Consider the following 9,166-nt stretch of genomic DNA (forward strand, 5'->3'; position numbering starts at 1 on the left):
CGGCGACACGTCAGAGCGTGAACGACCAAAACAGGCAGGCCAGCGTCGCGGCGGCAAAGACCACGAAGAACAGGCTGCGCAGCAGCACATTGCGGCGCAGCTCGTTCATGACGAAGTGACAACCGACGATCGCCGCGGCAAACAGGAACCGCCAGTTCAGCAGCGCCCACACGGCGCTGCCCTGCCCGAACGCCCATCTGGCGACCAGACAGCCGACGATGGTCGCAAACAGCGCGATCACGGTCCAGAAAAGGGCGTCGGCGGCATGGGTCAGGACGATGCCGGCCGCCCTGATCGGCAGGATCATCATCAGCATCGCGCTGAAGAAATAGACAGCGGCAATCGGGATGAACACGCCGGCGTCGGCAATGCCGTCAAGGCGCCTGACGCCGATCGCGCCATAGGGATAGCCGTGCCTGGCCACAGCCAGGCTCAACGCCATGAGCAAGGCGGTCAGCACGGCGACCAGTGCGAAGGATGTGAGGGCTTTGCTCATGACGTTCCTGTCCCAGACGAATCAGACAGGAACGTTTTTAGCGGGCGGTCGTAAATTGCGGGTAAGCGAGGGCGCTGCCCTCGCCTGTTTCGATCGCAATCTGGTGACAAAGCCTATTCAGCGGCGATCCTGCCGGCCGAGCGGTTGGCCAGCACGAAGCCGACCTCGTCAACCGCCTGTGCCGCACGCTTCAGGATCGCCTCGGAGCGCAGCACACCGTCGGTGAAATCCTTGTCGGTGGCGTAGACGGCGGTCGGCAGCGCGAAAGCCTCGAAGAAGCCGAACAGCGGCCGCAGCTGATGCTCGACGATCAAGGCATGGCGCTCGCCACCGCCGGTCGCCGTCAACACGATGGGCTTCCCCCGCAGCGCTGCCGGATCGATCAGATCGAAGAAATGCTTGAACAGGCCGGTATAGCTGCCCTTGTAGGTCGGCGAGCCGACGACGAGCACGTCGGCGGCGAGGATTTGTTCCAGGATCGCGCGCGCCTGGCCGTCGAGATCGCGGGCCCATTTCGCCGTGCCCAGCGACGGGCCGAGATCCTCGATATCATAGGTGCTCGCCGATAGGCCGTGGCTGGCGGCGATGTCCCTGGTGACCAGGTCGACGAAGGCGCGCGTCTTTGACGGCCTGGTGATGTTGCCGGAAAAGCCGACGACTGTTGGATTTGACATGGCAGTGGGCCTCTTGGATGGTCGAAGGTTTGACGTGGCAGGCCGCCCGCCCGCCGGTGGGAATCAGCTCCAGGCGTGCAGCGGCGGATTTTCGCCGTTGAGGAAATATTTGCCGAGGATGGAATATTTCCAGCGCACCGGATCGTGCAGCGTGTGCGTGCGCGCGTTGCGCCAATGCCGGTCGAGATTGTATTCGGCCAGCGTCGAGCGGGTTCCCGCAAGTTCGAACAGCCTGTTGGTTGCGGCAATGGCGATCTCGGTCGACAGGATTTTTGCCTCGGCGGTGACGATCTGGGCATGCGCGACGGTCTCGGCGGTCGGATCGATCACTGCCCGGTCGATCGCATGACCGGCCTTTTCGAGCAGCGCCTGCGCCGCGTGCAGGCGCAGCGTCAGGTCGCCGATGGCCTGAATGGTGTAGGGATCGTCCCAGGCATTGTCGACGCCGCTGTCGATCCAGGCGCGGCTTTTGGTCCTGACGAAATCGACGGTCTCGTCGATCGCCGCCTGGGCGATGCCGGTGTCGACCGCCACCTGGATGATCTGGAAGATGGCGCCGTCGGCGGTCGGCCTGTCGTAGCCCTTGTAGCCGGGTACCAGATGGGTCTTCGGCACCTTGACGTTGTCGATGATAACGGTGCCGGACAGCGTCGTGCGCTGGCCGAAGCTCGACCAGTCGTCGATGACCGTCAGCCCGGGTGCGGCACGGTCGGCGATCGCATACCAGGCGCGGCCCTCGTCATCGAGCGCCACGATCGGCACGAGATGGGCAAGCAGCGCGCCGGACGAATAGAATTTGCGGCCGTTGACAACCACATGATCGCCGGCATCGGTGAAGCGGGTCTCAAAATCGGCGGCGCGCTTGGAGCCGAACTCGGAAAAGGCGTTGCCGAACCGCGTGCCTTTCAACGCTTCGGCAAACAGCAGCTTCTGCTGGTCCGCGTCGGACACGGTGCGAATGGCGGCGACAACACCGAGATGGTTCTGCGCAACCTGGCCGATCGAGGAATCCGCCGCCGAGATGATCTCGATTACCTTCGCCAACGTCGCATAGGACACCTCCGGCCCACCGAATGCCTTGGGTACATTGATCGACCACAGGCCGCTTTGCGAAAAGGCATCGAGTTCGGCGACCGGCCAGATCCGCTCGCGGTCGCGCTGGGAGGAGTCCTTCACGAATTCGGCGGCGAGTGCGTGGGCAATCGCAATCGCCTCGGCATCATCCTTGATGATGTGCGCTGGGGCGGTCGGCCTTGCGACTGGCGGCACGGCGGCGGAAGCCTTGTCGGTTTTGACGGTCGAAACGGTCATTTCACTGCTCCTTGGGATTTTGGCTCAGGCAACGGCGTGGAGATGGGCGGGCCTGGTGGCGGGTGACACCTGTTGCCCGGGGGTTGATTGACCGAGATAGAAGGCCCTGATGTCCTCGCGCTGGCGAAGCTCGGCGGCTGCTCCGGCGAGAACGGAAACGCCGTTCTCCAGCACCGTGGCATGGTCGGCATATCGCAGCGCCACCGCCGAGTTCTGCTCGGCGACCAGGATGGATAGGCCGGTCTCGCGGTTGAGTTTTCTCAAGCTCTGGAAGATGTCCTGGACGATGATTGGTGCGAGCCCCATCGACGGTTCGTCGAGAACCAGCAAACGCGGTCGCGACATCAGCGCCCGGCCGATGGCGGTCATCTGCTGTTCACCGCCGGAGGTCAGGCCGGACAATGTCCGGCGCTTCTCCCTGAGGCGCGGGAAATAGCCGTAGATCCGCTCGAGGTCTTGATTGATCTCGGCGCGGCTCCCGCTGCGGCCGATGCCGCCGGCGATCAGATTCTCCTCGACGGTGAGGCTTTTGAAGCAGTGGCGACCTTCCAGCACCTGAACCAGCCCGGCGCCCACCAGGTCACCCGGTTTGCGGCGCGAGACATCGGACCCTTCATAGCGGATGGTGCCGGCATTGACCTGCCCGCGTTCGGCCGGCAGCAGATTGGAGACGGCCTTCAGCGTCGTGGTCTTGCCGGCGCCATTGGCACCGAGCAATGCCAGTATCTGGCCGCGCCTGAGCTCGAAGCTGACGCCATGCAGCGCCGTGACGGCGTGGTTGTAGGTGGCATGGACCGCGTCCATGGCAAGAATGACGTCATCGTTCGGCATAGGCTGTTCTTTCACGGTTCGGAAACCGAAAGAGGCCGGGGCGCCACGGAAACTTGGTCCGCGACGCCCGGCACTGACTGATCAGTTGGTGGTCACAGCATTGGCATCGTCGGCGGTGCGCAGCTTGATGCCCTTCTCGGCGGCGTAGGCCTCGGCGGACTTCTCGATGATCGGCCGCAGCAACGCCCAGTCCGGCGCGATCCAGTCGGAGACGACGTTCCACTTCTTGCCGTCCCACTGCTGGAAGGTCACGTAGCCTTCGCCTTCATGGTTGTCCCAGCTGACATTGATCGAATGGAACAGGTCCTTGGCGCCAAGCGCCTCGACCTTGGCCGGATCGAGCTTGAGATGCTCGAAGCCCCAGCGGACCTCGTCGCCGGTCAGCGTGCGGTGGCCGAACTTCTCCTGCGCAACCCGGATCGCCTCGACATTGAGGATGCCGTTGACGATGCCGAGATTGTGGTAGACCGAGCCGATGCGCGCCTTGTCTTCAAGGTTACCCTTGCCGGCGCCATAGACCGTCTTCACGATCTCCTGCACCACCGGGTAGGAGTTGCCGGAAGCCTGCGTGGTGATGGCGGTGTAGCCCTTGGCGGCGTCGCCGGCGGGGATCACGTCCTCTTCGGAATTCGACCAGACATTGCCGACGATATGGTCGACGGGGAAGCCGACCTTGACCGCCGTCTTCAGCGCCACCGGGTTCATCACGCCCCAGCCGCGCAGGACGACGAAATCCGGCTTGGCGCGACGGATGGTCAGCCACTGCGACTGCTGCTCGTTGCCGGGATGCGGCACCTCGATCTGCTGCACGGTGAAGCCGTATTTCTGCGCCAGCAATTCATAGATCGGGATGGTTTCCTTGCCGTAGGGCGACCCATGATAGAGCACGACGATCTTCTTGCCCTTGAGCTTGTCGATGCCGCCTTCCTTGGAGGCGATGTAGTTCACGATGCCCGAGGTTTCGCTGTAAGGATTGAGTAGCAGCGGGAACACGTACGGGAAGACACGCCCGTCGGTGGAGTCGGTGCGGCCGTGGTTGACCGTGATCAGCGGCACCTTGTCGGCGGTGATGCGGTCGATCATGGCATAGGCGATGCCGACCGAGAGCGGGTTCCAAGCCGCGGCACCGGCATGGCTCTTCTGCCGCTCATAGCATTCGACGCCGCGCTCGACCTCATACTGGGTCTCGCATTCGTCCCAGGTCAGCTTGACGCCGTTGACGCCGCCGTCGCGGATGTTGATGAGGTTGAGATAGTCGATGAAGCCGCCGAAGAAGCCGGTGCCGCCGGCCGCGTAAGGCCCGACGCGATAGCTCTGCAGCGGAAAAACTTGCTCGTCGGCGTGCGCGGCCGGTAAGGCCACCGACACGATCATCGCCGCGGACAGCGCCGCCGCCTTGATTGTGCTGAGGAAAGTCATGGTCGAGATACTCCCGGTATGGGCCGTCTTGGGTTCGGCCCCTTGTTCATTTTCGGATTGGATTCATTTTCAATGCATCAGCTCAAGTCGACTGCCAGGCGAACAGGAGCCGTCTTCGGAACCTGTCCCACAGCGCCACCAGCCCGTCGGGTTCAAGGATCAGAAACAGGATGATGAGCGCGCCCAGCACGATGCGCTGGCTCATGTCGAGCACGCCCGAGTCGAAGAGATCGCCAAGCAGAAAGCCGCCGAGGCGCGACAGAGCGAGTGGAAAGACCACGATGAGGGCGGCGCCGAAAAACGCGCCGCGGATCGAAGCCAGACCACCGATGATGATGATGAACAGGATCTGGAACGACCGGTCGAGATCGAAGCCGTCCGGCTCGACGGTCCTGAGATAGGCGAAGGCCCAGATGACGCCGGCAACCCCAATGATGAAGGACGAGATGGCGAAGGCCAGAAGCTTGGTCTTCAGGACCGGAATGCCGATGATGCGGGCGGCGGTTTCATTGTCGCGGATGGCGATGAAGTTGCGCCCGGTCTGCGACGAGACCAGCCTATAGGCAAGGAAGGTCAGCACAGTGACGATGGTCAGCGCGAACAGATAGCGGCCGATGGCGCCGTCGAGCGCGAAACCTGAAATCGACAGTCTCGGCGCGTCGATGACGCCGGACGCCGAGTTGTTGGAAAACCAGCTGAACTTGGTCAACGCCCATTGCATGAAGAACTGCGCGGCAAGGGTCGAAACCGCGAGATAAAAACCCTTCAGGCGCAGGCTCGGCAGGCCGAAAACGACGCCTATCGCGGCCGCCACTATGCCGGCCAGGAAGATGCTGCCGGCCAGCGGCAGGCCTTCGACACGCAGGTTGAAATTATAGGCGGCAAAGGCGCCGGCCGCCATGAAAGCAGCACTGCCAAGCGACACCTGGCCGGCATAGCCGGTCAGGATGTTCAAGCCCACGCCGGCGAGGCTGAGCGCCAGGAAAGGCAGCAGGATGGCCTCGAACAGATAGCTTGAGCCGATCAGCGGCACGACGCCGTAAGCGAAAGCGAGCAAAAGCACGGGCACGACCCATTTCGGCAGCGCCGGCGCGGCGGCGAAATCGCTTGTTATCGCGGTCATCGTTCAGATCCTCTCGACGAGCTTCTGACCGAACAGGCCGGAAGGGCGGATCAGCAGGAAGACGAGCGCGACGACATAGGCAAACCAGCTCTCTATGCCGCCGCCGAAATAGTCGCCGATATAGACTTCGGCGAGCTTCTCGCTGGCGCCGATCAAGAGGCCGCCGACGATGGCGCCGAGGATGGAATCGAAACCGCCGAGCACCAGCACCGGCAGCGCCTTGAGCACCACCAGCGACAGCGAGAACTGCACGCCCAGGCGTGCGCCCCACAGCAGTCCGGCCACCAGCGCGACGAGGCCGGCGGCGGCCCATACAGTGGCCCAGATCAGGGGTAGCCTGAGGCCGACCGCGAGTGCCGCGAACTGATCGTCGGCGACTGCGCGGAAGGAGAGGCCGATGCGGGTGTAGCGGAAGAACAGCGACAGCAAGAGGACCATGCCGGAAGCAACCACGGCCGCGAAAATATCGAACTGGCTGATCAGCACGCCGCCGATTTCCAGCGGCACATCCTCGATGCCGAGATCGAGGCCGTGGACCTGCGTGCCCCAGATCAGCTGGGCAGCGCCTTCGATGATGTAGGACAGGCCAAGCGTCGCCATGAACAGGGTGATCGGCGGCTTGTTGGTCAGTGGCCTGAGCACCGTGCGCTCGATGGCGATGCCGGTCGCCACCATGATGGCGAAGGTGACCACCAGCGCCAGCGCGAAGGGAATGCCGCGCTCGGAAAGGCTGACGAAGGTGAGTGCCGCAAACAGCAGCATCGCGCCTTGCGCGAAATTGAGCACGCCCGAGGTCTTGTAGATGAGCACGAAGCCGATCGCGACAAGCGAATACATGACGCCTGAGAGCAGGCCTCCGACGAGCACTTCGATGAAGAACTGGTAGTCGAAACCGGCGATCATATGCCTGCCCCGTCTTCATTGTCCGAGGCGACGCCGAGATAGGCATCGATGACGCGCTGGTCGTTCCTGACTTCATCGGGCGTGGCGTCGGCGATCTTGCGGCCGTAGTCGAGGACGGCGATTCGATCGGACAGACCCATGACGACGCCGACATCGTGCTCGATCAACACCACGGTGGTGGCGAAACGATCGCGCGCGGCACGGACGAAAGCCGCCATCTCGCTCTTTTCGCTCGCTGTCATGCCGGCCATCGGCTCGTCGAGCAAAAGCAGGCGCGGCGCGGCCACCAGAGCGCGGGCCAATTCGACACGCTTCTGCAGCCCATAAGGCAAGGTGCCGACAAGACGGTCGCGAATGGCGGTGAGATGGAGGAATTCGAGGACCTGTTCGGCACGGCTGCGTGAATCGCGCTGCTCGCCACGCGAGCGGCCGATGCCGAGCACCTGGCCGGCAAAGTTGGATTGAACCTTGTAGGCAAGGCCAGAGGCGACATTGTCGAGGACGCTGAGGCCCTTGAACAGTGCAAGGTTCTGGAAGGTTCTGGCGACGCCGAGATGGGCCAGCCGCTGCGTCGGGACCTGGGCATAGAAGGTACCGTCGAGCTGGACATGACCGCGATCCGGCCTGTAGACGCCGCTGATGACGTTGATCAGCGAGCTCTTGCCGGCGCCGTTAGGGCCGATGATGGCGCGGATCTCGCCTGGTAGAACCGACAGGTCGATATCGGCCAGTGCCACGACGCCGCCAAAGGACAGGCTGATGCCCTGAAGCGAAAGCAATGCTGAGGCAGCGCCGGCAACGGCCCCTGCCGGCTTGGCGACATCTTCGAACGACTGCTCCGGCCGTGGGCTTGACGGCAGGCCGCGCGCAAAGACCTCCGGTGCATAGGCGGAAGCCTCCATCACTCCGAGCGTATAAGTGGGCAGAGGCATTCCAATTGTCCTCGATTGCTTCAGCACGCGCGCAAATCCTCATTGCTGCTCGATGGCTCGAGCGCGCCGGGTAGCTTCCATGCGTGTGCTGGCCGGAATCTCTCCGGCCAACCTGTGCGGGTGACTATTCCGCCGCCAGCGACGCCGCTGCCTCGGCGTCTTCCAATTCGCGAACGAGCGGGATGACATGCTTGCCGAAATACTCGACCTCTTCCTGGAAGTGCAGGAAACCGAGCAGGATGAGATCCGCACCCGCGCGCTTCAGGTCGACGACGCGTTGAGCAACCTGCCTGGGAGTGCCGATCAGGTTGGAGCGGAAGCCGTCATTGTACTGGACCAGGTCGTCGAAGGACGATTTCGCCCAATTGCCCTCACCTTCCGGCGAGGCCTTACCGGCGTTCTTGACCTCATGGCCGAAAGCATTGACCGCGTCGGGATTGGCCTTGGCGATGATTTCGGCGAGCACTGCCCTCGCCTCGTCCTCGGTCTCGCGAACGACGGCGAAAGCGTTGACGCCGACCTTCACGGAATGGTTGTTGGCCTTCGCCTTGGCCCTGAGGTCGTCGACCTGCTTGGCGATTTCGGCCGGCGTGTTGCCGTTGGTGAAGTACCAGTCCGAAACCCGTGATGCCATGTCGCGTGCGGCGCGCGACGAGCCACCCTGGAAGATTTCGGGCAGCGGCTGCGGCGGCTTCGGCTTCAGCGAATATTGGTTGAAGCGGTAGAAATCACCACGGAAGGTGAAGCTGTCTTCAGTCCATATTCCGCGCAGCGCACGAATGAATTCTTCCGAGCGGCGGTAGCGCTCGTCATGGTCGAGCCAATGCTCGCCAATGGCGTGGAACTCGCCGCGGAACCAGCCGGAGACAAGATTGATCGCGACGCGGCCGTTGGTCAGGTAGCTGATGGTGGCGATCTGCTTGGCCGCCAGCGCCGGGTTCCATGGCCCGGGCAGGATCGCGGCGATGACCTTGAGCGTGGTGGTCGCCGCCAGCAGATCATGGCTGAACGCCACCGATTCATGCTGTTCGTCGGCGCCGTAGCCAGCGGTGAAACGGATCTGGCTGAGCGCGTAGTCGAAGCCGGACCTCTCGGCGATCTGCGCCAGCTTGCGGTTATACTCGGCCGAATGGTTGGTGCGCTGCTCGATGTTGGAGATCACCAGGCCGCCCGAAACATTCGGCACCCAGTAGGCAAACTTGATCGCGTCGGTCTCTGCGTGTGCCATGAAATGTCTCCCATTCAGGCCGTGTCATTGATCGATCCGGCCGCAACCGGACTTCGCCGATATTTATTATGTTTATAGAATATATATACAAAGAAGGATTTTCCGTTTTTGGGGCTCTCTTGGGACGGAAATACCAATTTTCGCTGCCGAACCCGGCCTGCAGATGTCAGCCCGCAAGAGGGCCATGCGCGGCATGGGCGCCGATCGCCTGCGCTGACGGTAGCGTAACCAGCAGCTTGGCAATTTCCC

9 protein-coding genes are annotated in these 9,166 nt (G+C 62.9%); all 9 read right to left on the minus strand.

Translation table 11 applies throughout. The features are described from left to right. Nucleotides 1-10 precede the first annotated feature (10 nt). The 9 genes from EOB59_RS02760 to sfnG all read right to left on the minus strand — a co-directional run bounded on the left by EOB59_RS02760 (nucleotide 11) and on the right by sfnG (nucleotide 8,917). The gene (locus EOB59_RS02760) at nucleotides 11-496 is read right to left on the minus strand and encodes a hypothetical protein (protein WP_023811545.1); all 486 of its coding nucleotides are present in this window, start codon (nucleotides 494-496) and stop codon (nucleotides 11-13) included. A gap of 113 nt (nucleotides 497-609) precedes the next feature. After that, the gene (gene msuE / locus EOB59_RS02765) at nucleotides 610-1,170 is read right to left on the minus strand and encodes an FMN reductase (protein ID WP_127256266.1); all 561 of its coding nucleotides are present in this window, start codon (nucleotides 1,168-1,170) and stop codon (nucleotides 610-612) included. Nucleotides 1,171-1,233: 63 nt separating this feature from the next. After that, complete coding sequence (locus tag EOB59_RS02770) at nucleotides 1,234-2,481, minus strand: SfnB family sulfur acquisition oxidoreductase (RefSeq protein ID WP_127395876.1); 1,248 nt, start codon at nucleotides 2,479-2,481, stop codon at nucleotides 1,234-1,236. Between the two features lie 24 nt (nucleotides 2,482-2,505). Then, a complete protein-coding gene (locus tag EOB59_RS02775; protein WP_128287593.1) occupies nucleotides 2,506-3,312 on the minus strand; it encodes an ABC transporter ATP-binding protein in 807 nt (268 codons plus the stop codon). Nucleotides 3,313-3,393: 81 nt separating this feature from the next. After that, nucleotides 3,394-4,731: an ABC transporter substrate-binding protein gene (locus EOB59_RS02780; RefSeq protein ID WP_128287594.1), complete on the minus strand. Its 1,338-nt coding sequence runs from the start codon at nucleotides 4,729-4,731 to the stop codon at nucleotides 3,394-3,396. 82 nt (nucleotides 4,732-4,813) lie between these two features. Next, a complete protein-coding gene (locus EOB59_RS02785; protein WP_128287595.1) occupies nucleotides 4,814-5,854 on the minus strand; it encodes a branched-chain amino acid ABC transporter permease in 1,041 nt (346 codons plus the stop codon). Nucleotides 5,855-5,857: 3 nt separating this feature from the next. Then, nucleotides 5,858-6,757: a branched-chain amino acid ABC transporter permease gene (locus EOB59_RS02790; protein WP_128287596.1), complete on the minus strand. Its 900-nt coding sequence runs from the start codon at nucleotides 6,755-6,757 to the stop codon at nucleotides 5,858-5,860. Continuing rightward, a complete protein-coding gene (locus EOB59_RS02795; RefSeq protein WP_127395872.1) occupies nucleotides 6,754-7,689 on the minus strand; it encodes an ABC transporter ATP-binding protein in 936 nt (311 codons plus the stop codon). The genes EOB59_RS02790 and EOB59_RS02795 overlap by 4 nt, the downstream gene beginning before the upstream one ends. A gap of 124 nt (nucleotides 7,690-7,813) precedes the next feature. Beyond that, nucleotides 7,814-8,917 (minus strand): dimethylsulfone monooxygenase SfnG, encoded by a 1,104-nt coding sequence (sfnG, locus tag EOB59_RS02800; RefSeq protein ID WP_128287597.1) that lies wholly within the window; start codon nucleotides 8,915-8,917, stop codon nucleotides 7,814-7,816. Between the last annotated feature and the right edge of the window lie 249 nt (nucleotides 8,918-9,166).

Source organism: Mesorhizobium sp. M7A.F.Ca.MR.176.00.0.0 (assembly GCF_004023165.1).
In the GTDB taxonomy this organism is placed as follows: Bacteria; Pseudomonadota; Alphaproteobacteria; order Rhizobiales; family Rhizobiaceae; genus Mesorhizobium.

Coding starts and splice junctions, on each gene's coding strand:
- EOB59_RS02760 (WP_023811545.1), bottom strand. CDS start 496: ATGAGCAAAGCCCTCACATCCTTCGCACTGGTCGCCGTGCTGACCGCC.
- msuE (WP_127256266.1), bottom strand. CDS start 1,170: ATGTCAAATCCAACAGTCGTCGGCTTTTCCGGCAACATCACCAGGCCG.
- EOB59_RS02770 (WP_127395876.1), bottom strand. CDS start 2,481: ATGACCGTTTCGACCGTCAAAACCGACAAGGCTTCCGCCGCCGTGCCG.
- EOB59_RS02775 (WP_128287593.1), bottom strand. CDS start 3,312: ATGCCGAACGATGACGTCATTCTTGCCATGGACGCGGTCCATGCCACC.
- EOB59_RS02780 (WP_128287594.1), bottom strand. CDS start 4,731: ATGACTTTCCTCAGCACAATCAAGGCGGCGGCGCTGTCCGCGGCGATG.
- EOB59_RS02785 (WP_128287595.1), bottom strand. CDS start 5,854: ATGACCGCGATAACAAGCGATTTCGCCGCCGCGCCGGCGCTGCCGAAA.
- EOB59_RS02790 (WP_128287596.1), bottom strand. CDS start 6,757: ATGATCGCCGGTTTCGACTACCAGTTCTTCATCGAAGTGCTCGTCGGA.
- EOB59_RS02795 (WP_127395872.1), bottom strand. CDS start 7,689: ATGCCTCTGCCCACTTATACGCTCGGAGTGATGGAGGCTTCCGCCTAT.
- sfnG (WP_128287597.1), bottom strand. CDS start 8,917: ATGGCACACGCAGAGACCGACGCGATCAAGTTTGCCTACTGGGTGCCG.